This is a genomic window from Salifodinibacter halophilus, assembly GCA_012999515.1.
GTDB classification, from domain to species: Bacteria; Pseudomonadota; Gammaproteobacteria; order Nevskiales; family Salinisphaeraceae; genus Salifodinibacter; species Salifodinibacter halophilus.
This window is the reverse complement of record JABEEB010000001.1, coordinates 151892-177309: the sequence shown is the minus strand read 5'-3', so window position 1 is coordinate 177309 and position 25418 is coordinate 151892. Positions and strand designations below refer to the sequence as shown.

The following is a 25418-nucleotide window of genomic DNA, read 5'->3' as shown; positions in this document are numbered from 1 at the left end:
TTCCTACACATACTTATCCCCAAGCATTGTGCACAACGTGGATGATACGAGCTTATATGCTGTGCCGAGCGTGCGTATGCTCTCGACATGGACAGGATGCGCAACGCGCGATGCGAGCGGATCGAGCAAGAACATGGCAACGCCACATAACCCAGCAGCCAAAGCGCGCCGACGTAATTTATCTTTCTATAATGACCTCTGGCGCTCGGCCCATCTGATTTCTCCGACCAAATTCAATACCTGGCCACACCTCGAGCATCTGAACACGCCCGATACGCCAAGACTCGAACTAGGACCGGGCCTGCGGCCACGACTACCGATCAGCGGCACGCATTTCGTCGACCTGTCTCGACCAGCCCTCGATAAACTGGCAAAGGCCGGTGGTCACATATGTGCTGGCACAGTCGAACAACTGCCGTTTGATGACCACACGTTCGACGCGATTGCGGCGTTCGATGTCATCGAGCACACGGCCGACGACCATGCCACATTACATGAGCTCGCGCGTGTCGCACGGCCCGGCGCCGAACTGTGGTTGTCGGTGCCCCTACATGCCTCGCAATGGCGTGCGTTCGACGACATCGTTGGCCACTGTCGACGGTATAGCGCCGACGAACTGCATGCGCTAGCGGCCGCCACCGGGTTTCATATCGAAGCGAGTGCCGCCTTTGGCATGAAACCCAGCCATCCGCAGCTCGTGGATTGGGGCATGCGTTACTTAGCCCGTCATCCACGGCGCGCGATGTGGTGCTACAACCAACTGTTCATGCTAATCGGACTGCATCGACAGAAGCCACTTCAACTGCACACCGGCCTCATCACAACGGAGGCCATCAGCGAAGTACTGCTGCGCTGTCGCATCCACTAAAGCCAACAATCAGACCACCAACCGGATCAAGGCACTGGAAGGTAATAACCGTACGCATCAGCACGCCAACAAGAATCGGCGCAAAGGCTAGCATCGCGTCCCCATCCAGAAGCGACCACCAAGGCATGTGGGCCGACTTAATTTGAACTTATCGCGAGATCGACAATAACGCGCCCATCGGCCGCCTGCTCCCGATCGCATGCATAGGTTAGGCTCTCCATTTCGGGCCCTGCTTGCGAGCTCGGTTCGGTCGGCGACACCATCGCGTTGATCGCATGTATATGGCCACTATCGACTGAGTATATCCACAGCCAACGATGGCATAGCCCTTGGACAGAACTTATGGCTTCGTCTCCACTCTACAGTCAAATCAAGTGCTATTTACTCGAGCGCATCCAGAGCGGCACCTTCCCGGCCGATCACCAGATCCCTCCCGAGGAACAGCTGGCCGAGGATTTCGACGTCAGTCGCATGACGGCGAACAAAGCGATCCGGGAGCTTGTGAATGACGGCTATCTGGTTCGCTATGCCGGATTAGGCACGTTTGTAACCCACCGCAAGGCCGAATCCTCGCTCTTAGAGATTCACAATATCGCCGATGAAGTCCGCGGGCGCGATCATGTATATCGCAACGACGTAGTCCGTCGTGAAACCACCAGCGCCGATGATGATGTGGCATTGCGACTGGGGGTCCGCTTGGGCACATCCGTGTTCCATACCACGATCATCCACCGCGAAAACGACGTACCGATCCAGCTCGAGGATCGTTACGTCAATCCACACTGGGTGCCCCATTACCTGCAAACCGATTTTGCCCACCACACCCCCAATGAAGTTCTCGTCGCCGCCTGCCCCATTTCCGATATGGAACATATCGTGGAGGCACTGAACGTGGACGCGCAGGCGGCTGAATGGTTGGAACTCGAGCCGAGCGAAGCCTGTCTACGCCTGGCACACCGGACTTGGTCAGCCGATCATCTGATCAGCTACGCCCACCTCATCTATCCGGGCGGGCGCTATAAGCTGCGCGCGATCATGGCCAAAAATGCACGCTCAAGGCGTCATTCCACCTGAGGCACCAGCCAGCACGACGCGATCAGGCAACGGCATTGCCGTCAATAAACACCCAACAGGCGGGAGCGTTAATCGGACGCCCACAAACCCGTACGACGGCACACTTATAGCCAGCACATGAACTGGATGCCCCCGGTTGATGCTTAGCACCGATAGAACCAGCCACTTCGCCGCATTTGTATATACATATAGCTGGTCTGATCTCAAGTAGCAGGCGAGGTCTCCGGGCCAACTTGCTTGCGACCAATATCAGTTGCTTGTCAATAATTGTTCTATGCCTTCTACTTTGGTATTAGAGCTATTGCAACCAACGACGCCTTTTGGAAATGTATATACATATAGAGATACCGGGGCAACCATGACGACACCGCATCGCCAGGTCTGGCGTGACATGACACTTTTCGACGGCCATCGGACGATGACTGAACCGATGGCCGTGGTTATTGCCGGCTCGACCATCGAAGCCATCTACCCCGAGGCTGAGCTCGACGCGCGCACACTTGACGAGGCATCGGAACAAGGGCGCGGTGGGGTCATGACGCCGGGGCTGATCGATTGCCACACGCATCTGGTTTTCGGCGGCCAGCGGGCCGGTGAATTCGAAATGCGTTTAGAAGGCGCAAGCTATACCGAAATTGCCAATGCCGGCGGCGGCATCCTCAGCACGGTGTATGCCACCCGAGCTGCCAGCGAAAACGAACTATTCGAGCGTGCCACGCCGCGTCTGCAGGCTTTGATTGATGACGGCGTCACCACGGTCGAGATCAAATCCGGCTACGGGCTAACCGTCGCCGACGAACTCAAAATGCTGCGCGTTGCCCGACATCTCGGACAACGTTTCCCGATCCATGTGACAACCACCCTGCTCGGCGCCCACGCCATTCCGCCCGAGTATAAAAACGATAGCGACGCTTATATCGATCTCATCTGTCAGCAGATGATACCCGCCGCCGTAGCCGAAGGATTGGCCGATGCGGTAGACGTGTTCTGCGAAACAATCGCGTTTTCCGTGGCGCAATGCGAACGCGTGTTCGAAGCGGCCGCAGCGCATGGGCTGCCCATAAAGGCGCACGCCGAGCAGTTGTCGAATCTCGGTGGCACAGCTGCGGCGGCACGCTTCGGTGCCCTATCCGCCGACCATATCGAGTATCTAGACGCGACCGGCGTAGCCGCCTTGCGCGATGCCGGCAGCGCGGCGGTGTTACTGCCTGGCGCGTTCTACACGTTGGCTGAGACTCAAAAGCCGCCGGTCGAGACATTACGGCAAGCCGGCGTCCCAATGAGTTTGGCCACCGATGCCAACCCTGGCAGCTCGCCGCTGTTTATGCCGACACTAATGCTCAATCTCGGCTGCACACTGTTTCGCTTAACACCCCAGGAGGCGCTCGCCGGTATGACCAGCAATGCGGCTGGCGCACTTGGCCATCCCGAGCTGGGTCAGCTAGCCGCCGGTGCCCCCGCTGATCTATGCGTATGGAATGTGGAAACGCCGGCCGAGTTGGCGTATGCCGTCCAGCCGAACCGGCTTCACCAGCGTGTGATCGCAGGCGAGATCACCCATGGCTGATCCCGTGGACATGACATCCTGGCAGGGCCGTATCGATCCGGAGGCCGATAGCCTGCGCTGGCATCAGTGCGTCGAACCATGGACAGGCCAGACTGACCCGGGCATCGCACTGCTGGGTCTGGCATCCGATGCCGGCGTGGCACGCAATAAAGGCCGGCCGGGCGCACGTCGAGGACCTCAAGCCATCCGCACAGCACTTGCCAATATGGCTTGGCATGCTGACGACCAGCAACGCATCTACGATGCCGGCGATATCGTTTGTGGCGACGACACGAACGGCCATGCGATGGAACAGGCGCAGTACGATCTAGGTCAGCGCGCCGCGGCCTTGATGAGGGCCGGCCAGCGTCCGATTCTGCTGGGCGGCGGCCATGAAATCGCCTTCGCGAGCTGGCAAGGGATCGCGACTCACCTAGCATCGTCCGAAACCCAGCCGCGCATCGGCATCGTCAATCTCGATGCCCACTTCGATCTACGCGACCCGGCCGAAATCCGCTCCTCCGGCACGCCCTTCAATCAGATCGCCGCTGACTGCGAGGCGCGCGGCTGGCCGTTTCGATATGCCTGTCTCGGCGTCGCCCGAGCATCCAACACAGCAGCGCTGTACCGACGCGCCCACGAGCTGGGTGTGCTCGTACACGAGGATCGCGATCTCGAACGGGGGCCGGATACCGTCGCTGATGATCTGCAGGCGTTTATCGCTGACTGCGATTACCTGTATCTGACCATCGATCTCGACGGCCTACCGAGCAGCGAGGCACCCGGTGTAAGCGCCCCGGCAGCCCGCGGCGTGTCGTTGGCTCGATTCGAACCGCTAATCGATGCTGTACGCGACAGCGGCAAGCTGTGCGCCGCAGATATCGCTGAACTCAACCCCGACTATGACATCGACAAACGCACCGCCCGGGTAGCCGCCCGCCTGGTCCATCAATTGGCTTGTCATACCTGAAACCGACACACCGAACGAGAAAAACCATGACCCAACAACGCCACGCATCCACCCAAACCAATGCACGTTACGACGCCAGTCGTCACATCACTGCACCTACTGGTAATGAGCTGAGTTGCAAGAGCTGGGTCACCGAGGCGCCAATGCGGATGCTGATGAACAATCTTCATCCCGATGTCGCCGAAAATCCGGAAGCGCTCGTCGTCTACGGCGGCATCGGCCGCGCAGCCCGTAACTGGGACTGTTACGACAAAATCGTTGAAACACTAAAACGGCTGGAGAATGACCAGACGCTACTCATCCAATCCGGTAAGCCAGTGGGCGTTTTTCAAACGCACGAAAATGCGCCCCGAGTACTCATAGCCAATTCCAACCTAGTGCCAGCCTGGGCCGACTGGGCGCATTTCAATGAGCTCGATCGGCAAGGGCTGATGATGTTCGGCCAGATGACGGCCGGCTCATGGATCTATATCGCCTCCCAGGGCATCATCCAGGGTACGTATGAAACGTTCGTGGAAGCCGGCCGCCAGCATTATGACGGCCAACTCGCCGGACGCTGGATTCTCACCGCTGGATTAGGTGGAATGGGTGGCGCTCAGCCGCTGGCTGCCACGCTGGCCGGGGCTTGCTCGCTCGTTATCGAATGCCAACAGTCACGCATCGATTTCCGGCTACGCACCCGCTACCTAGACGAACAGGCCGAGGATCTAGACGACGCGCTGGCACGCATCAAACAATACACCGCCAACAGCCAGGCGGTGTCCATCGGTCTATGCGCCAATGCCGCCGACATACTGCCGGCCATGGTCCAACGCGGGATCACCCCGGACATGGTCACCGACCAAACCAGCGCGCACGACCCTCTGAATGGCTACTTACCCGCTGGCTGGAGCTGGGATGAGTATGTCGAGCGTGGCAAACACGAACCGAAGGTGGTCACCCAGGCGGCCAAGGAATCGATGGCCGTCCATGTGCGGGCCATGCTCGGTTTCCAGGCACAGGGTGTCCCCACCTTTGATTACGGCAACAATCTCCGCCAGATGGCCTACGAGGCCGGACTCGACAACGCCTTCGACTTTCCCGGCTTCGTGCCGGCCTATATTCGGCCATTGTTCTGCCGCGGCATCGGCCCCTTCCGCTGGGCCGCGCTGTCCGGTGAGCCGGAAGATATCTACAAGACCGATGCCAAAGTCAAAGAGCTGATCCCCGACGATAGCCATTTGCACAATTGGCTGGATATGGCGCGCGAACGCATCAGCTTCCAAGGTTTGCCAGCGCGTATCTGCTGGGTCGGACTCGAGCATCGAGCCCGGCTGGGCCGAGCCTTTAACGAGATGTATAAAAACGGCGAGCTGAGCGCCCCGGTCGTGATCGGCCGTGACCATTTGGATTCCGGCTCGGTAGCCAGTCCGAATCGCGAAACCGAATCCATGCGCGACGGCAGCGACGCAGTCTCCGACTGGCCGATGCTCAATGCCTTGCTTAACACCGCCAGCGGCGCGACCTGGGTGTCACTACATCATGGCGGTGGCGTCGGCATGGGCTATGCCCAACATGCCGGCCAGGTCATTGTCTGCGATGGCAGCGATGCCGCTGATGCCCGGCTGGCGCGCGTGTTGTGGAACGACCCCGGCTCGGGCGTGATGCGCCACGCTGATGCCGGCTATGACACCGCGATTGAATCAGCCCGAGACAACAACCTTGATCTCCCGATGATCGATTAACGCAACCCACAACTGGCGGAGCGTATATGGGTGAACAAGACCGATTAAACACGGTGGGCCATGCGCCCTTCAAGGCATTGGTGGGCAGCCTGATCGGCGTGTGTCTGTTCTTCATCCCGTTCCCGACTGCCTCGGGGGATACCCAAATCCCATTGGTCAGCCTGATTGATGGGATCAAACATATGCTGGGCGACGGCCTGCAATACACCACGGTCGGCGTCGTCATGCTGTTATGCGTGACATGGCTCGCATCTCAGTTCACCGCCCATACCAGGCTCAAGGAATACCACCATAAGGACGGCTATATCACTGGCGGTATCTTCATCCTGGCCGCCATATTCGCGACGCTGCTTGTCCTCCACATCGGCCCCGATTGGCTGCTCGATAAAGATGTGGGCGGCATGGCGCTCAAACTCGGCAGCAGCGTCCTTCTAACAGTTTCCGTCGCCGGATTCCTGGTGGTTTTTTTAATGGCGTTCGGTTTCCCGGAGTTCATCGGCACGCTGATGGAACCCAGCATGCGCGTACTTTACCGAGTGCCCGGCCGCGCTGCCGTGGACGCCGTCGCCTCGTTCGTTGCTTCACCCGCAGTCGGCGTTTTCATCACCAACCAGTTCTACAAGGACGGCCAATACACACAACGGGAAGCGGCCACTATCGCCACCAGTTTTAGTGTTGTGAGCATCGGCTTCTTCGCGCTTTTATGTTCGATCGGCGGCATTCTTGAATATCTGCCGCATATGATCGTCACCTCGTTCATTATTATCTTTCTGACCGCCATCGTTACGAGTCGCATCCCACCGCTGTCCCGCAAGCGGGATATCTATATCGACAATCGGGAAGATGCTGCAAACACAACGCAAGAACACGCGTCACAACATATCCTGGTGCGCGCCTGCCAAGCGGCATCCAGGCGCGCCGCGGCCACTGGGCTCGCCACCTTCAAAAAAGCCTTATGGGATGCGATTACTTTCGCGCAAAAGATTGTGGCTTATGTCATTGCGATTGCCACGCTATCGCTGGTGGTGGCCACTTATACCCCGGTCTTCAATTATCTAGGCGCCGCTTTCGAGTATCCGCTAGCAGTATTACAGCTACCTGATGCCGGCGCCATTGCACCCACAATCCTCATATCCATCGCCGAAATCGCCTTGCCAGCAATTATCATTTCCGGCACACAGGCTGACCCGATGAGCATCTTCTTTGTATGCACGCTGTCGACGGTACAACTCATCTTTTTCACGGAGAGCGCCAATGCCATCCTCGAAGCCGATATCCCACTCTCGGTCTGGGAGTTGGTGCTGATCTTTATCATCCGAACCCTGATCGCTTTGCCGCTCGTTGCGATCGCCGCGCATCTGATTTTCTAACAATACACAGCGCAGTGAAGTGGCGATGCAGTTGCCCCGTCAATCGAACCAGAAGACACCCAACGGCGCGCTGCCCCACCCTATCTTTCACGCAAAGCGCCGAATGGACACCCAATGGCACCGAAGCTGACCATTCGGTTCCTGACCGGCGATCCCCATGCCGCCCTCGAGGCGATGAAGCTTGAGCCTCCTAGGAGTCACGTATGACAACCCTGACACTTTCTCCCGGCCAGATGACTCTGGCGCAGTCCCGCCAGGTTTTCGAGATGCCGTTGCAGGTTGCTCTCCCGGACAACGCCGACGACGCCATTCAACGTGGCGTCGACTGTGTCGACCAAGTGCTTGCCGAAGATCGCACAGCCTATGGCATCAACACCGGCTTCGGTCTACTCGCTCAGACTCGTATCGAAAAAGAGCAACTCGAAGAACTGCAACGCTCGCTGGTGGTCTCGCACGCCACTGGTATCGGTGAGCCAATCGACGACGCCCTAGTCCGGCTGACCATGGTGCTCAAGGTCAATAGCCTTGCACGGGGCTTTTCCGGTGTCCGGCGGGCCGTGATCGATGCGCTTCTGGCCCTGATCAATGCTGAAGTCTACCCCCGTATTCCGGCGAAAGGTTCGTGTGGCGCATCCGGCGATCTAGCCCCACTGGCCCATATGAGCGCCGTACTACTCGGGCAAGGCCAAGCCCGTTATCAGGGAGAATGGGTCGACGCCGAGCGCGCGCTCGAAATCGCCGGCTTGGAACCGATGGCGCTAGGCCCCAAAGAAGGGCTGGCACTACTCAACGGCACCCAGGTGTCGACTGCCTACGCGCTGCGCGGTCTGTTCGAGGCCGAGGATCTGTATGCAGCAGCCACGGTCTGCGGCGCGCTCAGTGTCGAGGCGACCCTGAGCTCGCGGGCACCGTTCGATGCCCGGATTCATGCGATTCGCGGCCAACAGGGTCAAATCGATGCAGCCGCTGCTTATCGGCATCTACTCGGTGAGCACAGTCCAATCGGGGATTCGCATATCGATTGCGACCAGGTCCAGGATCCTTATTCGCTGCGCTGTCAGCCGCAAGTCATGGGGGCCTGCCTGACTCAAATCCGGCATACCGCCAGTATACTGGCTGTCGAAGCCAACGCCGTGTCCGATAACCCGCTGGTCTTTGCCGATGACTACAACATCTTGTCCGGCGGCAACTTCCACGCCGAACCAGTGGCGATGGCCGCCGATAATATCGCCCTGGCCATCGCCGAGATCGGTGCCCTTACCGAACGACGTATCTCACTGATGATGGACACCCATATGTCGCAGCTACCACCATTTCTGGTGGCAAACGGCGGGGTGAACTCCGGGTTTATGATCGCGCAGGTCACGGCCGCGGCCGCCGCCAGCGAGAACAAGGCAATGGCCCATCCGCACAGCGTGGACAGCCTGCCAACCTCGGCCAATCAGGAAGATCATGTCTCCATGGCCCCGGCCGCGGGCAAGCGCCTTTGGGAGATGGCCGCCAATGTACGCAGTACAATCGCCATTGAATGGCTAGCAGCCTGTCAGGGGTTGGATTTTCGAGATGGCCTGCACTCCACGCCAATATTGGAGCAGGCCCGTGGCTTGTTGCGCGAACACGTCGACTATTATGCCGAGGACCGTTTTTTCGCGCCTGATATCGAAGCAGCCACAGCGCTGCTCGATCAGCGCCTGCTTAGCCGTTTCATGCCCGACCAGTTACTGCCAAGCCAGACTTGAACCCAGCATCACCGGCGCGCATAGGCTATTTTATGAGGGCTGATTGAGTGCTATCACAGGAGGGAGGATTATGATCTCAAAACCCCAAAAACTAGGGCTTTTTTATATCGCCTGTTTGATCGCGATGTTGCCGATTCTGGCAAGCGCAAAAACTGTCGTGGTCGGCATCGAGCCAGCCTATGCGCCGTGGGCGTATGTCGAAAATGGTGAGTACGAAGGTATCGCACCCGATGCATTGCGCACCATGGCCAAGCAACAGGACTTTGACGTCAAATTTAAATCACTGCCATTTGAGTCTTTGATACCTGCTCTGCGGGCTGAAAAAATCGACGTTGTCGCAACAGCACTCACTGTTTCGAAAAAACGCGCTCAAAAAATCGCTTTCACCGTGCCCTGGTGGCAAGTGAATATGGATGTTCTGGTCAGAAAAGGATCAGATACCAATATTGTCACCGCGCTTTGTTGCGGTGCTCGTGTGGGCACACAATCGGGTACGACCGTACGCCAATGGTTGCAAGACAGTCTCAAGGCGAACGGGGTGGATATTGACGTCCATACCTACTCGGCGGGCACCACCGGCGTGCGGGATTTGATAAGCGGGCGCCTGGACAGTTACATCTCGGATGAGACACCCGCACATGGCTTCCAAAAACACCATTCCGACAAGATTCGCATTGCCGGGACGGTCAAGTCCCACCCACCCCAGGTTTATGCCCTGGGCGTACGCAAAGGCGACAAGAAGTTGTTGGGCTTGCTGAACAAGGCGGAAGTCCAGCTATATGAATCAGAAAAATGGGCAGAGATCATCCACCAATACCTGCCTGACGCGTCGATTACCAAGGTGCCGGGTTCAATGCCCAGCGATATCCCTTCATATCAAAAACCCATACCCGGGCTAGCCCAATAATCGGAGATAAAACCGCCGTGTGACTTGGCAGCGGCTTGAATACATAGGGCACTTCCGCACGTGTTGCAACTTTATGTTCAAGCCGCTGTCCTGCGCACCGGAGCTGTGCTATGGCGCAACTGATTGTCAACAGCTTGCCTTATTTGCTCGAAGGCCTGGGCATCACCGTCGCATTGGCCATCAGCATGCTGGCCCTTGGGCTTGTTATCGGCCCTGGGCTCGCTTTAATGCAAGTCTACGGGCGCTATGGCGCGCCGCTTCTGGCAACTCTATTTGAACGTTTCTTTCGAGCTGTTCCGGCGGTTGTCCTACTTTTTCTTTTTTATTACGGCATATCGAGTTTTTATAATATTCCGTCATTCCCGGCTGCCGTTTTAGCACTGGGATTACGTACTGCATCCTATCAATCACAGATATTTCGCGGTGCTATTCAATCGGTACCAACTGGGCAAATGACGGCAGCGCGTTCGATCGGGCTATCCCAACCTGCGTCTATTTGTTTCGTCATCATGCCCCAAGCGCTTCGCCAGGCAATCGGGCCCTGGACTAATGAAGCACTCTCCGAACTCAAAGATACATCGCTGGCATACACCATCGGCGTTGTTGAATTGATGCGCCATGCTTCCTACACCATATCTGCCAACTACGGTCATACCTTATCGATTTATGTCACAGCCGCGGCTATGTACCTGATCGTTAGCCTGTTAACGACCAGAGCCTTGAGCATCCTCAAGCGAAAACTGGCCATACCCGGTTTTGAACATACCTGAAGGAATCCATCCCGATGCCATGTCTAATGCGAGCCGATAACTTAACCAAAACCTATGACAATGAGCCGGTACTGGCAGACGTCTCTTTCACCATAGGCGAATGCGAAGTCAAGGGCATCATGGGCCCATCGGGCGCGGGTAAAAGCACGTTGATTCGCTGTCTCAACGGGATGACGCCCATTGATAGCGGCCAGATTTATCTAAATGAGACGTGCCTGGCGGACAAAAAAACCGATCTGAACCAAATCCGGTCCCGAATTGGATTCGTTTTCCAGGATTTCAATCTATTTACACATTTAACGATCCGACATAACGTCACGCTCGGGCTTCGCAAAGTTAAGCGGATAGGCCGAGAGCAGGCGGACGAAATCGCCATACGCGAACTCGACCGCGTCGGCCTGAAAGACAAGCTGGATGCCTATCCGGCCGAGCTCTCCGGTGGCCAGCAACAGCGTGCTGCCATTGCGCGGGCACTGGCGATGAATCCAGATATCATGTTGTTCGACGAGCCCACCTCAGCTTTGGATCCGGAATCGGTTGGTGAAGTCCTGCGGGTGATGCGTGAGCTCGTGCAATCCGGGATGACGATGATCATCGTTTCCCACGAAATGGCCTTTATCCAAGCCGTTGCCGATGACGTGCTGTTCATGGTCGATGGTCGGGTGTACGAAGAAGGCAGCACCCGACAGATATTCGAGGAACCCAGCCAGCCACGAACCCGCGAGTTCATTCAGGGTCTTGCAGCTGCCGGGGAGATCGCGGCCGAGGAAAAGTAATAATGCTGGCCTCGTTTTTCCAGTTTGCCTGGCAGCACTTACCCGCCCTGCTCAAGGGCACAGAATTAACCCTGTTCATCTGGGTTATCGGTGTTACGGGCGGCTTTTTCTTCGGTTGGCTCCTGGCGATCGGCCGTACCTATGGCAATCGCCCCGTTCGCCTGCTGGCGACGGCTTATATCGAAATATTCCGTGGCACGCCGATGCTGGCCCAGATGTTTATCATCTATATGGGGCTACCCAACATCGGCATTGTTCTAAGCCCGTTATGGGCAGCCACCTGGGCTATTGGTCTGAACACCTCGGCTTATCAGGCCGAATATTTTCGCGGTGGCATCGGCGCCGTGCGCAGCGGGCAGATGTCAGCGGCGCGCGCTATAGGCTTGAGCCGCAGACAGGCTATTTTATTCATCGTTTTGCCTCAGTCCTTTCGCATCGCGCTGCCACAGTGGACAAACGAAGTGATCCTGGAGCTCAAATACACATCAATCGCTTTTACTATCGGTGTATCCGAGCTTATGGGGCAAGCCAAAACGATTGCTGCGACGTCATTTTCCTATTTTCAGATTTTCCTGGTAGCAGCGATCATGTACGTCATTATTGTCAGCATTGTCACCTCCGCATGCGGTGTGCTCGAAAGGCGATATGCGCTGCGGCAATAAAAAATCGGCGATCAGCAAATAGCGCTCGCCCTCTGCTGGCATAGACGATTCACTCGATATGCTGGATGCGGTTGATATCGCACCGGCAGTAAACATCGACCTCCCATGCGGATCCAGCGCTGGCTGATCCCCGAGCAGCAATTCCAGCCAAGCACCCTCGCCTTGGGATAGGCCAATTGTTAAGTCGGCCTTACGAGCCAAGCATAAGGCCCGCGCGCTCGTCACCACGTAAACAAGTAGAGTCAGAGCACTCCGGGTGGCTCCAACGGCCCCGAGACCTCTAGTAATCGGGCGCATTCAGCTCGCGATCACCGAGCATCGTGGGTGTTTCGGACGATATGCACCCTTTTAAACACCACCCCAAACCATGTCGTTAAAAATTTCTTGTTTGTCGTTTTTAGTCAAAAATAATGGTCAGCGGGCAGCGATAATTAGTTCAACGCTTGCCACGACAATCTTTTCATGAACTCGGACGTCATCTTGACCTGCGCCGTCACCGGCGCCGGTGACACACCACCTAAAAATGCGAACGTGCCAATTACACCGGCCGCGATCGCCGAATCCTGTATCGCCTCGGCTAAAGCCGGCGCCAGCATTGCACATATTCACGTGCGCAATACTGAGACCGGCGGTATCAGTCATAAGACCGACTACTTTCGGGAGATTGTGGACCGAGTACGTGATGCTGACACCGATGTGGTTCTCAACTTCACGGCCGGCGGTGGTGGCGATCTGTTTCCTGAATTGATCGGCGATTACGAAAATCGCGAGATTCGGGCCGCAGCCGGCAGTGATCTGCAGACGGCTTCGGAACGGCACGCCCCCATTGAAGCACTCACGCCGGAAATCTGCACATTGGATTGTGGCAGCCTCAACTTCGGCGACATGGTGTATTTGAATAGTGGCGAATGGCTGCGCGAGCATGCTGCGTTAGTCCAGAAAGCCGGCGTCAAACCCGAGCTGGAATGCTTCGATCTCGGTCACATTTGGTTTGCTCGCCAATTGCTTGCCGAAGGCCTGATTGATAATGACCCCCTTTTCCAGCTCTGCCTTGGCATTCCCTGGGGCGCCGAAGCGGACCCCACCACGCTGTTAACCATGCGCGACCGCCTCCCCACCCACGCGCATTGGGCGGCATTTGGTGTCGGCCGCTTACAAATGCCCATGGTCGCTCAAGCCATGCTTGCCGATGGCCACTGCCGCGTCGGCCTTGAGGACAATCTATATCTTTCCAAGGGCGTCAAAGCCGACAACGCTGGACTGGTCGCCAAAGCAGTCAGCATCATCGAAGCGCTCGGCGGTGCCGTGATGAGTCCACAAACCACTCGCGATCACCTCGGTCTCAAAGGCGCGACCTCGGAATCGGCATGACCGAGGCATCCCATGATAAGCCGCTGGATACGCCGGCACGCATAGGAATCATCGGCACTGGTGTGATCGGCTGCGGTTGGGCAGTGCGCGCACTGGCTGCAGGGGCCGAGGTTGTCGCTTTCGATACGGATACCGACATGGCCGCCCAGCGGTTATCCGAGACGATCGAAATTGCGTGGCCTTCGTTAACCAAGCGTGGCCTGTCTACCAACGCCGATCGTAACGCTTGGCGGGTCACCGATGATCTGACTGAGGCCGTGGCAGACGCTGATTGGGTACAGGAGAGCGTGCCCGAACGCACCGAACTTAAACAGCGCGTGCTGGCCGATATCGATCGTGCGGCGCCACCGCAAACGCTTATCGGTTCTTCGACTTCAGGCATCAAACCAACCGAGCTGGCGAGGTATTGCGAGCACGCCCCGTCGCGTCTGTTTGTCGCGCATCCCTTCAACCCAGTGTATCTGCTACCACTCGTGGAAATCGTGGGCAACGAACACACCACGCCGGATATCATCGCGAAAGCGCAGGCCCTTTTCCGTGGTCTTTGCATGCGGCCTTTGGTCGTACGTCGGGAGATTGAAGGCCATATCGCCGACCGACTTATGGAAGCGCTATGGCGTGAGGCGCTACATCTGGTTAATGACGGTATCGCCACGACCGAGGAAATCGATGCCGCCGTAGTTTATGGCGCAGGCCTTCGGTGGTCGCTGATGGGAACATTTTTAACATTCCATCTAGCCGGCGGCGAAGCCGGTATGCGACATATGCTCGAACAGTTCGGGCCAGCCTTGAAATTGCCCTGGACGAAGCTTGAGGCCCCCGAGTTGACTGACGGTTTGGTTGACCGTGTGGTCGAAGGCTGCGAGCACCAAGCCGCAGGACGATCCGTCGCCCAGTTGGAAGAACGCCGTGATGCGTTCTTGACCGATTTGATGGCGCTGGTCGAACAATACTGGCCAGAAGCCGAAGGCCTGCCCGGCCGCATCTGATGGCAACCGACATGCTGACAACGCGAGTCGCTCCCGCATGGGTGGATTACAACGGGCACATGAACGATGCCGAATACGCGCGCGTCTTTTCGATGGCCGTCGAGGCATTTGCGGATGCGATTGGCCTGGATGAATCCGGGCGGCGCGAGCATCAAGTCACGTTATTCACGCTCGAAACCCATTTATGCTATCTCGCACAAGCACGCGAAGATGAAGCGCTAACCACATCTATTGAGATATTGGATCGTGACGCTAAGCGGTTGCACGTATTCTTTCGGTTGAAAAACAGCGCCGATCAACTGATTGCGACCAGCGAACAGATGCTTATGGCCATGGCTCTCTCGAGCGAACGCCCAACCGCGCTGCCCGAGACGGTCGACTGGGCCGTTGACCGCCTCGGCCCGCTTGATCCGGACAACTGGCCGGATCAGGCTGGCCGGCACGTCGGCATCCGACGGCGTTAATGGGATTTCGAATTCTTGCGCTCAGCGCTGGGTGTGCGCCCATAAGCCGAGCGATAGGCGCGCGAAAACGTCGCCTGTGAATTAAAACCACAGGCAATCATCACCTCGGTCAACGTCAGTGCGGTGTCGATAATAAACTGTCTAGCACGCGCTAAACGTAGCTGCAGATACCAAGCATTGGGTGTCGCTCCTAACTCGTCAGAGAACAGCCTTTGCATCTGACGAGGCGAGACACCCACTTGCCTGGCAATGGCCGGCATGGTCAACGGCTCCTCGATATTGGTTTCCATCAAGGCAGCAGCTTTGACCACCGCCGGATGGTGCGTGCTCAGACGCTTAGCCAGAGACTGACGCTGCCCCGAGTCAGCCGCCCGGGCCTGATCGTGAATGAGTTGTTCCGAAACCGCCGCCGCCAGCGTTCGACCATGGCTGCGCGCAATCATCTCCAGCGTCAGACTCATAGCCGCAGCACCGCCGGCGCAGGAAAACCGTCGCGCACTGATTTCGTAGAGTGATTCGACAGCGTCGATCGCCGGAAAACGCTCACGAAAACTGGGCAAACTTTCCCAATGTAGTGTGACTCGCGCGTCATCCATTAGGCCGGCCGCCGCGAGCCAGATACAACCTGTATCCAGCCCACCGAGAACGCAGCCGGCCCGATCCAACTCCATAAGCCAACGAGTCACTGCAGGCGGCGGCGTTTCCTGCGGTAAAAAACCACTACAAACGGCCAGACTCGGCAGTGTCATGTGATCCGCGACACCGTAGTCCGCGAGCAAGCGCATGCCATTCGAGCCGGTGGCTGAGACACCATCAACACTGATCACATAAGAACGAAATAGCGCTTGACCCGCTATACGATTAGCAATCCGTAACGGTTCGGTGGCCGAAACGAACGCCATCATGGAAAAACCATCGACTAACAGATAACCAATTGGCTGCGGCGAACGGCCTTGATAATCCAAATTCACTCGTTAATCACGCATTGACGTATGGAGCAATGGTAGAGATCAAAGCGTCGGCGCATCGCTCAGGTGCCGAAAGCAGCACGTACGGCCGGCAGTGCCGGTTTGCCGTCAGCAGTTTTGACGCCATCCAGCCATTGCGAAACCACGTCCATATTATTCTTGATCCAATTGTGCGAAACAGCCGTCAATTTGTCGTTTTCACGGCTATACGCGTGGACCCACTGACTTTGAACGGTCGAATCAACGTGCATTTGCTTTAGAAAACGGGTCACATTCGGCGCTTTCTGCGGCAACTCCTTGGACACGAGTGTATAGACGGCCGCCGACGAGTGGGCGATATCGCTTGGTTCATCAACGGTCAGATAATGTATGTTGAAAGAAACATTCATCCAATGCGGCCGCCACGCAAAAAACACAACCGGTTTTTTCTTGCTGATCGCGCGTTTGACTTGAGCAAGCATCGCGCCTGTACCGGTCTGCACCAGATCCCAATCGCCCAGATCGTGGCGATCTTGGTCGATGGCGCTCTGGATCGACTTGTTGATACCGCTGCCACGCTCGATGCCATAAATCTTATGGTCGAATTTGTCGGCATAGCGTTTTAGATCCGCCATCGATTTCACACCTCGCTTGGCCATGTACTCTGGCACCGCAAGGCCTATGAGCGCATCGGTGGTGTTAGTCGTGAGTTTGATGATCTTACCTTGTTGCGTGTACTTCTCGATCTTGTTTTTTTCCTGGGGCACCCAGCCACCCAGATAAATATCCAAACTATCGGTGGTCAGACTATGGAAGATGATCGGCACACTTAGTTGATCTTGCTTGGCCTGGTAACCCAGGATTTGCAGGATTTCGACGGCCACTTCAGATTTAACTTGAACGCCGGGCCACGGCGGCACACCAAGCCGGAAAACTTGCGCATTCGACGTCAATGCAAAAGCGCTTAAAAATAAGGCCATAAGTGGGCCAATCATCGTGTGCACAAGACGCATCGTCAGTTGGTTGCTCATACGATCACTCCTCTCTATACGCATATCGATTCTCTTTTTCGATCATGCCGTGGTACGCAGAGGAAACTTGACGTTTTACGACGACCCCATGACTTAATAAGACATAACGCCCCGAAGGGCCATCAGTTAGGGACTCAGTGGATTCAATGGGTCGTCGAAAACCACACCTCGGATCGCTCACCGAGACCATAAGTGGACAACCTTAGAGTCGATGCATCAACGGCCAGTAGGCAGCGGCATAAGGCCTTGTTCATCAACAAGCCGCCAACGCCCGCACTGTCGCGTTGGCCGACCAATCTTCGACTAGGCCAGCCGCAGTCCGTCAGATGAAACGCCGGGGATGACTCACGCGCAGCATAGATCCGACTTCTCGGCAACCTCGGTCAACGATTCAGGATTGCGGATCGCACTGACGTTGCTAACCTCGCGGCCGTTAAGCACATGTGCTACCGCAAGCTCGACTTTCTTGCCGCTGTACGTATAAGGCAATGCCGCCACTTCCACGATCAGCTTCGGCACATGCCGGGGGCTGGCCTGCTCGCGCAAGCGTTTGCGGATTGCATCGCGCAGCGCATCGTCAACGACATGTCCTTCGACAGGCGCAACCAGCATCACCATGCGATCATCTTCACCAACTGTTTGCGCGGCGACCAAACAATCTGCAACCTCAACCATCGGCTCGATCTGGCGATAGATTTCAGCCGTGCCGATGCGCACACCACCGATATTGAGTGTGGCGTCAGAACGCCCATAAATCACAGCACCGCCGGTTTCGGTAAAAGCGATGTTATCGCCGTGTGCCCAGATGCCGGGAAAACGATCGAAGTACGATTGGCGGTAACGTGCCCCGTCGGGATCGCCCCAGAAGCCCACAGGCATGGACGGAAGCGGTTGCGTACAGACCAATTCACCTTGCTCGCCAATCACCGCTTGACCGTCGTCGTCGAAGGCTTGGGCAGCCACACCCAGTAAGCGACACTGAATCTCGCCACGCCGCACCGGAAGTATCGGACAACAACCGACAAAACTGGCCACGATATCCGTTCCACCGGAAATAGAGCCGAGCAAAATATCGGATTTCACGTGCGTATAAACCCAGTCGTAATCGGCATCCAGTAACGGTGAGCCGGTCGAAAAGATCACGCGCAACGCACCCAGATCATGGTCGTCGCATGGTGCTATTCCGGCATTGCGGCACGCTCCCAGCCATTTCGCGCTGGTCCCAAAACATGTGACGTTTTCGCGTTCGACTAACGACCACAAAGCGTCCAAATCCGGATACCCGGGGCTGCCATCGTAGGTTACGAGCCGAGCACCGGTGAAAAGCCCAGAAACATGCCAATTCCACATCATCCAACCGCAGGTGGTGAAGTAGAAAAACACGTCATCACGACCAATATCGCCGTGCAGCATCTGTTCCTTGGCATGCTGAATCAGCATGCCACCGGCAGCATGCACAATGCATTTGGGTACACCGGTGGTACCCGATGAGAACATGATATAGATCGGCCGATCGAACGGTCCGCGATTAAAAACTGGCGCCGTGCCGTGATGTGCCGCGAGCGCCTCAGTCCAACCGGTAACTGCAGCATCATCGGGCAATGCCTGCGCTTGCCCCGTGTTGTCAGTCACCACCACATGTTCTATCGACGGGATACGCGCCCACAGTTCACTAAGGCGACCGAGCCAGTCGAACGCCTTACCACCATAGCGATAGCCATCGACCGTAATTAAAACGCTGGGTTCGATCTGAGCAAAACGGTCAACGATGCCCGAAACACCGAAATCCGGGGAGGCCGATGACCAGATCGCGCCAATGCTGGCACAAGCCAGCAGCGCAACCATCGGTTCGTGCGTATGCGCGACCACGCCCACCACACGATCGCCTGGGCCAACGCCGATTGATTCCAGAAATGCTTGGAATGCGCCCACCTGTGCCCAGAGGTCACCATAACTAAGCGTCACCCGTTGCCGGGCCTCTGAAAGTGACACAATCGCCGTACGCTCAGGATCGCCGTGGCTGGCTTCGCGCAGCATATTCTCGGCGTAGTTCAGGCGAGCACCGGTGAACCAGCGGGCACCGGGCATCCCATACGTACTGAGCACCTCACCCGCGCCCCGTTCGCCGATGAAGTCAAAATAATCCCAGAGGCTATCCCAAAACGCCGCCGGATCGTCTATCGACCAAGCATGCAAACCGTGATAATCATCAATATCAAAATTGGGTGCATCGTCACGCGCCACGAGCCAACGCAGATAATCAGCCAACTGGCTATTGGCTATAGTTTCGCGTGAAGGTTGATAGACAATCGTAGATTCTGGATCCGCACACATGATAGAACCGTTAAGCAGGGCGATTGGGTCCACATCAACCGACGATGGACGATCGCCATCCTAGGGGTAGTACGCATCAAGGCATAAACCGCCATGTGATGCAAATACCCCAAACCCGCTATATTGGAAACTGGGTGCACTTCAGCTGGCCACTTCGCAAGATAGTGCGGCTCCGACAAACCTGATATCGGCACGCAACGCACTTCTGCGAAGTAATGCTTCACGGTGTCACTGCCGTAATCGCGTGATGGGGCTTGTCTCGTCTAACGCCAACGGTTTGACGAACTAAGGCGCGATTGACTGATGCTAATGGAGATGGTGCGCCCGGGAGGATTCGAACCCCCGACCCCGTGGTTCGTAGCCACGTGCTCTATCCTGCTGAGCTACAGGCGCCTTGCTTCGATTTGACCATACGGCCGCTGGCCGTTCGGAAACCGAATTGTACCTGACCTAAAGACTTGTAGCTAGCGCCTTTGCCTGCTGCAGGTGGGGCGAGCTACATGTGTCTGACAGTCGCTCGGGTATGGGCATTCCGCTGTTTGGCGAGTGCCGAAAAACCCAAAGGCCGCGTAACGCGACATAGTGTAGCAGACTCATTTCGGTATTCGGTAAGTGCCATGCCAGCAAATTATTCATTACTGCGGGCACGCCACCCAGTAGCGGCGCATTGATCGTTTAATGGTGGCTGCTATCAGTCCGCCACGTACCTGACTGCACTATTGCAACTGGCGTCTAACACATGTTATAATGGAAATATATCAGCCTGATATATCTGATAATCGGCCGGACCCATCAGGGTCGCGAAATAGCAATCTGGCTGCTACGCGGATCGAGGTTGGAGACGTGACCAGACGACCTAGGCGCGCGAAACGCCCAACTACAAACTGGCGAATGCCAGACTTACACGACAAGGGAGAATGATCCATGAAAAGCCATTTACAGGCGCCTGCCATACTGATTTCTGCTGCGAGCAGCATCTGCGCAGGCTCTGCCCTGGCTGCAACGGAAAGCTCAACCATGAACGTCAGCGCTCGGGTCGACCCCACGTGCACTGTCTATGCGTCGATACCTATACGCTTCCAAATCTACGCCCCGAATGACAGCTCGCCACACCATTCCCGGACCTCGATTAACGCGAGCTGCACCAAAGGTACAGAGTACGAGCTTGGCCTGGGTGCAGGAAAAAATAGCAGCCATAGCGAGCGCACAACTCGCGCCATGAGCGATGGCAATGGCCACTATCTAAGTTACGAACTCTATCTTACTAATGCATACAACACAGTCTGGAAAGACATCGGTAGTGACAGCACGGCGAAGAACACCGCCCAAGCCAGCTCCGATCGACATGTCGTCTACGGGCAAATACCGCCCCGCCAATTCATAACTCCGGGGCAATACAGCGACACCGTCAATGTGACCCTAAAGTTCTAAGGGCGCGTGGGGCGGGCTCGGATACCCGGCCAGCACCGGTGGCTCATCGGCCGTTAAAACCGGCACGCTCACATGCCAGCGTGAATTCCTAGTATAGATCAGCCGACTACAGATCAACATGACCCATGTGGCGGCTTTGCAAGCCTGGAGCCGGCCAGACGAGATTTTATACGTGTCCACCATCTACTGCCCTAAATAAATCACCCCCTTGAACAATATATTCCGGTCAAATAGGCTCAACCCAGCTAGTGATTTAGCCACAAAGATAGAAAACGATGTTTGCCACATTCGGCCTGATCCGACATGTGAGCACCTTGAATCACAAGACAAAGGGAGATGAATCCATGTCAAATCACCTTAAGCTACCTGCCGTACTCATTGTTGCTGCGAGCAGCGCCTACGCCGTATCTGCCTTAGCTGCAAATGACACCACGACCCTGAATGTCTTCGCTCAGGTCAATCCCTCGTGCACCATCTCAGCCACGGATTTGCGTTTCGGTAAATACAGTCCGAATAATAGCGATGCCACAACAGCTGAGACCGTCATTAGCCCGTCCTGCACCGAGGGCACAGAGTACGAGATCGGCCTGGATGCAGGTGAAAACGGCGGCAACAGCGACGCCACGAGTCGCGCCATGCACGTTAACGGCAATTATCTGAGTTACGAGCTGTATACCTCTGAAGCGCGCGACACGATCTGGCAAGACATCGATAGCGAGAACACGGTTACAGGCACCGCCTCGGACACCCCCGAGGGAGATACACACACCGTCTACGGGAAGATCCCGGCCGGCCAATTCGTGCCCACGGGGCAATATAGTGACGCCGTTAATGTAACCATCAGTTTCTAAGGCGCGCTATGACACTCCGGCTAAGCCCTCGCGGCTCGACCCGATGGCTCGCTGGCCTCGTGCTGTGGCTGCTCGCCAGCGCGGCGTCCGCCTCCACACTTTCGGTCAACCCGGTGCTGATCACCCTTGATGACAGCAGCGCCATCGCGGCGCTGACTGTCACCAACCGGGGCGAGCATAAGGTCGTTATGCAGGCGTCAGCCCATGATTGGCACATCCGCAATAACGAATCCCACTACCAATCAACCAAGGCGCTCGTCGTAACCCCGCCGGTTTTCTCGGTGGCGCCGGGCAAACACCAGATCGTGCGCATTGGTCTACGCAACGCGAGTCAGAGCTCAACTGAACAGGCCTTCCGTGTATTCCTGGCACAGTCGCCTAAAACCCCCGGCAACAAGTCATCGGCGTCCGACGGCAAAGGCACGAACAGCCCGGACGGTATTCGTGTAGCACTTCGCTTTGGCATTCCAGTGTTCATCGAGCCAACCGGTGATCGCGAACCAAATCTGACCTGGAAGGCCAAACGCCTGGCTGATGGCCATCTACGCGTCGAGGCCATCAATAACGGCAACGCCCACGTCAAGATCCAACACCTGACGCTGAGCACCGGCGGCAGCGTAGCCGCCCAAAGCCAAAAATCGCGCTACGTCCTGCCGGGAAGCCGCCGCTACTGGACCCTCGATGTACCAACAACAAGCACCCCGCCGTACAACGTCACGGCCCAGGACCGAAACGGTGAGCGGCAAGCTACTATCGAACCAAGCACTCTGTAGTAAACAAGCGCTGCGCATCCTGATCCTGGCGCTATTGGTGAGCACAACGAGCACCTATGCCAGTGCGCGTACCAGTGACGCAACAGCGGGTATAAAGGACACTACGCTGCGGCTGCTTACTGCCCGGGTCAACGATCAGCCATTCGATTCGGCCACACGCATGCTGCAGACGGCGTCGGACAAGTTACTCGTGCCCGCTGCTGCCTTGAAGCGCTGGGGATTAACGCTACCGGATGGTGTCGCGCCGACCAAGCACAACGGTCAGATCTATTACCCGCTCGACGCATTCGGCAACCTGGACTGGTCGATCGACGAATCCACGCAGACACTCGTGATCCAGGCCGGCGTAGACCGATTCGCGGACACACACGTGGATCTCGACGCAGATGATTACACGGCCCCGCGAAATAGCACGACCGGTGGCTTTATCAACTACGACCTGCTGTTCGAAGGCCGCGAGGCTGGCACGAACAATACAAGCGGAACATTCGAGTTCGGCGGATTCAACAGCTGGGGTGTTGCCACCACGACCCTGCTAGCGCGCAACCGCCACCGCAACGACGGCGTCGTACGGTTAAACACCACGCTACGCCACGACGAACCAGGCTCGATGCGCACACTTACCCTGGGAGATACATTCTCACACGCAGGTAGCTGGGGCCGCACCGTGCAGTACGCCGGCATCCAATGGGGCACCAACTTCGACACCCGACCGGATTTCACAACCTACCCGCGCCCCGCGGTCAGCGGCGAGGCGACAGTGCCCTCGACGGTCGAGGTTTTCGCCAACGACCGCCGCCGCGGCGGCAGTCAAGTTGGAGCCGGCCCGTTCTCGGTCCGTGACATCCCGGTCACCACTGGCGCCAATCAGGTCCAAGTCGTAACGACCGATGTGCTCGGCCGCGAACGCGTCCTGACGCGTTCCTTCTACGCCAGCCAATCTTTATTACAATCCGGCCTGCACGACTACACCTACGAGGCTGGCGCCATCCGTGAAAATTACTCACGCAAGAGTAACGACTACGGTCGCGGCTTCGCCTCCGCCACCCACCGCCTCGGCTTGTCGCAAACCCTTACAAGCGGCTTTCGACTGGAAGCGCTAGAAGACCAACAAACCGCGGGTATCAGCAGTGCTTGGTTGCCCGATCCGCGACTCGGCGTTATCACCGCCGCTGTCGCCGGCAGCCACAGCAGCCATGCCGGCAACGGCTCACTAATGCAAATCGGTTTCTAGCGCCGGAGTCGATATTTCAATTTCGGCGCGCGCACCACATACACGACCGCCGACTTCCGCCAACTCGGGTTGCGTCGTGACGAATCCGCACCGCGACAAATCGTGCACGCCAACATTGGCGGGCGCGTGCCGCACGTCGGCTCTATCGGTCTGAGCTATACCGATATCGATCGCCGCGACAGAACCAGCACCGAGTTGCTTAATGCTTCCTATAGCACACGCTTGTTTCGCGACGTTGCACTCAGCTTTTTCGCATCGCAAAATCTTGATGACCAGACAACCTCCGTTGCTCTAACTCTGAGCCTGCCGCTAGGGTCACGCACCAGTGTCAGCACCAGTTACGACCGAACCTCAGACAGCAGTCGCAACCGCATCGAAGTCCAGCGCAACCTGCCACGTGGCTCGGGCGTCGGCTACCGAGTCGCCGCAACGGACGGCCACGGCCGCCCCGATCGCGGCCGTGGCCGGGTTACAGCACGCACGCCATACGGCGAATACCGCGCCGCAGCCACCCGCTACCGGGGCAGCACCGCCTATCGACTCAATGCGTCGGGCGGCGTCGCTTTCACTAGCGACCACGCTTTCCTGAGCCGACAAATCGATGACAGCTTCGGCGTGGTCGAGGTGGGTGATTATCCAGACGTCACCATCTACAACGACAACCACCCGGTCGCAGAGACCAATGCTAACGGCGCCGCGTTGATCCCAGACCTCCGGTCATTCGAGGACAATCGCCTAAGCTTCGAGCAGGCCGACCTGCCACTCGACGCGCGCCTCGATAAGCGCAATAAGACGATCGTGCCAGGCTACCGCCGGGGCGTATTAGTCAAGTTCGACGTTGGCTCACCACACGGCGCATTGCTCACAGTGCACCGCCCCAACGGCGAGCCGCTACCCGCGGGGGCAACTGTGCGCCGCGTCGACGACCAGCAACGATTCCCAGTCGCGCGCCGCGGCGAAGTCTGGGTTACCGACCTTAAGCAGGACAACCACCTCATTGCCCAATGGGATGACCATCGTTGCCGATTCACTGCGAAGATGCCGGATAATCCCGGGGCGGTCCCCCATATCGGACCGCTGACCTGTCGGGAGATGGAATGATGAAACGACAGACACTAGTCATGCTGCTGTTCGGTTGTGCCGGGCTCTGGTCCATGCCGGCGGCACCAGCGATAGACTGCAGCGTCGACTCAAACGACCTTATATTCAGCGCCTACGACGCATCGACAGGGAACAAGGACAGCACTGGCAGAGCCACCTTCAGCTGCCACAATACCCAGTCCCCGACGACTATCAACTATGATATAGCGGTGCGCACTGCTAACGGTGACAGCTATCAGAATCGCTGGCTCAACAGAGGATCCGCATCCGACAAGCTGAACTACAATGTCTATAAAACGTCCGCACGCAACAACATATGGGGCTACGGCCCATTGAGAAAAAGCGGCAGCATGCCTATTGAGGAAGACGCCTCCAAAACTTTCACGCTCTACGGCCGGATATTCGGTGGCCAGAATGTGGGAGTCGGCTCGTACGAAGACACGATTACCGTAATCATATCGTTGAAAAACTGAAATCACTCCCGCG

At 57.1% G+C, this 25418-nt stretch carries 23 protein-coding genes and 1 tRNA gene; 20 read left to right on the top strand and 4 right to left on the bottom strand.

Translation table 11 applies throughout. The features are described 5' to 3' along the window. The first annotated feature begins 133 nt into the window (after nt 1-133). The 14 genes from HKX41_00825 to HKX41_00760 all read left to right on the top strand — a co-directional run bounded on the left by HKX41_00825 (nt 134) and on the right by HKX41_00760 (nt 15230). Nucleotides 134-868 carry a class I SAM-dependent methyltransferase gene (locus tag HKX41_00825; GenBank protein ID NNC22701.1) on the top strand — a complete coding sequence of 245 codons (735 nt, stop codon included), beginning with the start codon at nt 134-136 and terminating at the stop codon, nt 866-868. A gap of 342 nt (nt 869-1210) precedes the next feature. Further along, entirely contained in the window at nt 1211-1942 is a 732-nt protein-coding gene (gene hutC, locus HKX41_00820) for a histidine utilization repressor (GenBank protein NNC22700.1), read from the top strand. A 358-nt stretch (nt 1943-2300) separates the two neighbouring features. Beyond that, nucleotides 2301-3509 (top strand): imidazolonepropionase, encoded by a 1209-nt coding sequence (locus tag HKX41_00815; GenBank protein NNC22699.1) that lies wholly within the window; start codon nt 2301-2303, stop codon nt 3507-3509. Beyond that, nucleotides 3502-4458: a formimidoylglutamase gene (locus tag HKX41_00810; GenBank protein ID NNC22698.1), complete on the top strand. Its 957-nt coding sequence runs from the start codon at nt 3502-3504 to the stop codon at nt 4456-4458. The genes HKX41_00815 and HKX41_00810 overlap by 8 nt, the downstream gene beginning before the upstream one ends. 26 nt (nt 4459-4484) lie before the next feature. Further along, on the top strand, nt 4485-6182 hold the full coding sequence (gene hutU / locus HKX41_00805) for a urocanate hydratase (GenBank protein NNC22697.1): 1698 nt from the start codon (nt 4485-4487) through the stop codon (nt 6180-6182). Nucleotides 6183-6208: 26 nt separating this feature from the next. Next, nucleotides 6209-7552, top strand: coding sequence for a YjiH family protein (locus tag HKX41_00800; GenBank protein ID NNC22696.1), 1344 nt, complete (start codon nt 6209-6211; stop codon nt 7550-7552). Between the two features lie 203 nt (nt 7553-7755). Then, entirely contained in the window at nt 7756-9291 is a 1536-nt protein-coding gene (gene hutH / locus HKX41_00795; GenBank protein ID NNC22695.1) for a histidine ammonia-lyase, read from the top strand. A gap of 70 nt (nt 9292-9361) precedes the next feature. After that, nucleotides 9362-10198 (top strand): amino acid ABC transporter substrate-binding protein, encoded by an 837-nt coding sequence (locus HKX41_00790; GenBank protein NNC22694.1) that lies wholly within the window; start codon nt 9362-9364, stop codon nt 10196-10198. A 110-nt stretch (nt 10199-10308) separates the two neighbouring features. Continuing rightward, entirely contained in the window at nt 10309-10968 is a 660-nt protein-coding gene (locus tag HKX41_00785; GenBank protein NNC22693.1) for an amino acid ABC transporter permease, read from the top strand. A gap of 14 nt (nt 10969-10982) precedes the next feature. After that, complete coding sequence (locus tag HKX41_00780) at nt 10983-11744, top strand: amino acid ABC transporter ATP-binding protein (GenBank protein ID NNC22692.1); 762 nt, start codon at nt 10983-10985, stop codon at nt 11742-11744. Between the two features lie 2 nt (nt 11745-11746). Continuing rightward, nucleotides 11747-12406, top strand: a complete 660-nt coding sequence (locus tag HKX41_00775) for an amino acid ABC transporter permease (GenBank protein NNC22691.1) — start codon at nt 11747-11749, stop codon at nt 12404-12406. 462 nt (nt 12407-12868) lie between these two features. Further along, nucleotides 12869-13777 (top strand): 3-keto-5-aminohexanoate cleavage protein, encoded by a 909-nt coding sequence (locus HKX41_00770; protein ID NNC22690.1) that lies wholly within the window; start codon nt 12869-12871, stop codon nt 13775-13777. Next, nucleotides 13774-14766: an L-carnitine dehydrogenase gene (locus HKX41_00765; GenBank protein NNC22689.1), complete on the top strand. Its 993-nt coding sequence runs from the start codon at nt 13774-13776 to the stop codon at nt 14764-14766. Before HKX41_00770 ends, HKX41_00765 begins: the two co-directional genes overlap by 4 nt. Before the next feature lie 11 nt (nt 14767-14777). Beyond that, on the top strand, nt 14778-15230 hold the full coding sequence (locus HKX41_00760) for a hypothetical protein (protein NNC22688.1): 453 nt from the start codon (nt 14778-14780) through the stop codon (nt 15228-15230). Here the strand turns inward: HKX41_00760 and HKX41_00755 are convergent. The 4 genes from HKX41_00755 to HKX41_00740 form a co-directional block, all read right to left on the bottom strand. Continuing rightward, nucleotides 15227-16135: a GlxA family transcriptional regulator gene (locus HKX41_00755; GenBank protein NNC22687.1), complete on the bottom strand. Its 909-nt coding sequence runs from the start codon at nt 16133-16135 to the stop codon at nt 15227-15229. The genes HKX41_00760 and HKX41_00755 overlap by 4 nt on opposite strands. A gap of 125 nt (nt 16136-16260) precedes the next feature. Further along, a complete protein-coding gene (locus HKX41_00750; GenBank protein NNC22686.1) occupies nt 16261-17208 on the bottom strand; it encodes an ABC transporter substrate-binding protein in 948 nt (315 codons plus the stop codon). 345 nt (nt 17209-17553) lie between these two features. Further along, nucleotides 17554-19542 carry an acetoacetate--CoA ligase gene (locus tag HKX41_00745; protein NNC22685.1) on the bottom strand — a complete coding sequence of 663 codons (1989 nt, stop codon included), beginning with the start codon at nt 19540-19542 and terminating at the stop codon, nt 17554-17556. Between the two features lie 316 nt (nt 19543-19858). Then, nucleotides 19859-19935, bottom strand: a tRNA-Arg gene (locus tag HKX41_00740). Nucleotides 19936-20466: 531 nt separating this feature from the next. On the opposite strand from HKX41_00740, the gene HKX41_00735 reads away from it, so the two are divergent. From HKX41_00735 to HKX41_00710, 6 genes are all read left to right on the top strand, one after another. Then, entirely contained in the window at nt 20467-20973 is a 507-nt protein-coding gene (locus HKX41_00735; protein ID NNC22684.1) for a fimbrial major subunit CsuA/B family protein, read from the top strand. 344 nt (nt 20974-21317) lie between these two features. Continuing rightward, on the top strand, nt 21318-21824 hold the full coding sequence (locus HKX41_00730) for a spore coat protein U domain-containing protein (protein ID NNC22683.1): 507 nt from the start codon (nt 21318-21320) through the stop codon (nt 21822-21824). Nucleotides 21825-21883: 59 nt separating this feature from the next. Next, nucleotides 21884-22597: a molecular chaperone gene (locus HKX41_00725; GenBank protein ID NNC22682.1), complete on the top strand. Its 714-nt coding sequence runs from the start codon at nt 21884-21886 to the stop codon at nt 22595-22597. Further along, a complete protein-coding gene (locus HKX41_00720; GenBank protein ID NNC22681.1) occupies nt 22560-23831 on the top strand; it encodes a fimbrial biogenesis outer membrane usher protein in 1272 nt (423 codons plus the stop codon). Before HKX41_00725 ends, HKX41_00720 begins: the two co-directional genes overlap by 38 nt. A gap of 102 nt (nt 23832-23933) precedes the next feature. Beyond that, complete coding sequence (locus HKX41_00715; GenBank protein NNC22680.1) at nt 23934-24932, top strand: fimbrial biogenesis outer membrane usher protein; 999 nt, start codon at nt 23934-23936, stop codon at nt 24930-24932. After that, nucleotides 24929-25405 carry a spore coat protein U domain-containing protein gene (locus tag HKX41_00710; protein ID NNC22679.1) on the top strand — a complete coding sequence of 159 codons (477 nt, stop codon included), beginning with the start codon at nt 24929-24931 and terminating at the stop codon, nt 25403-25405. Before HKX41_00715 ends, HKX41_00710 begins: the two co-directional genes overlap by 4 nt. Nucleotides 25406-25418 lie beyond the last annotated feature (13 nt).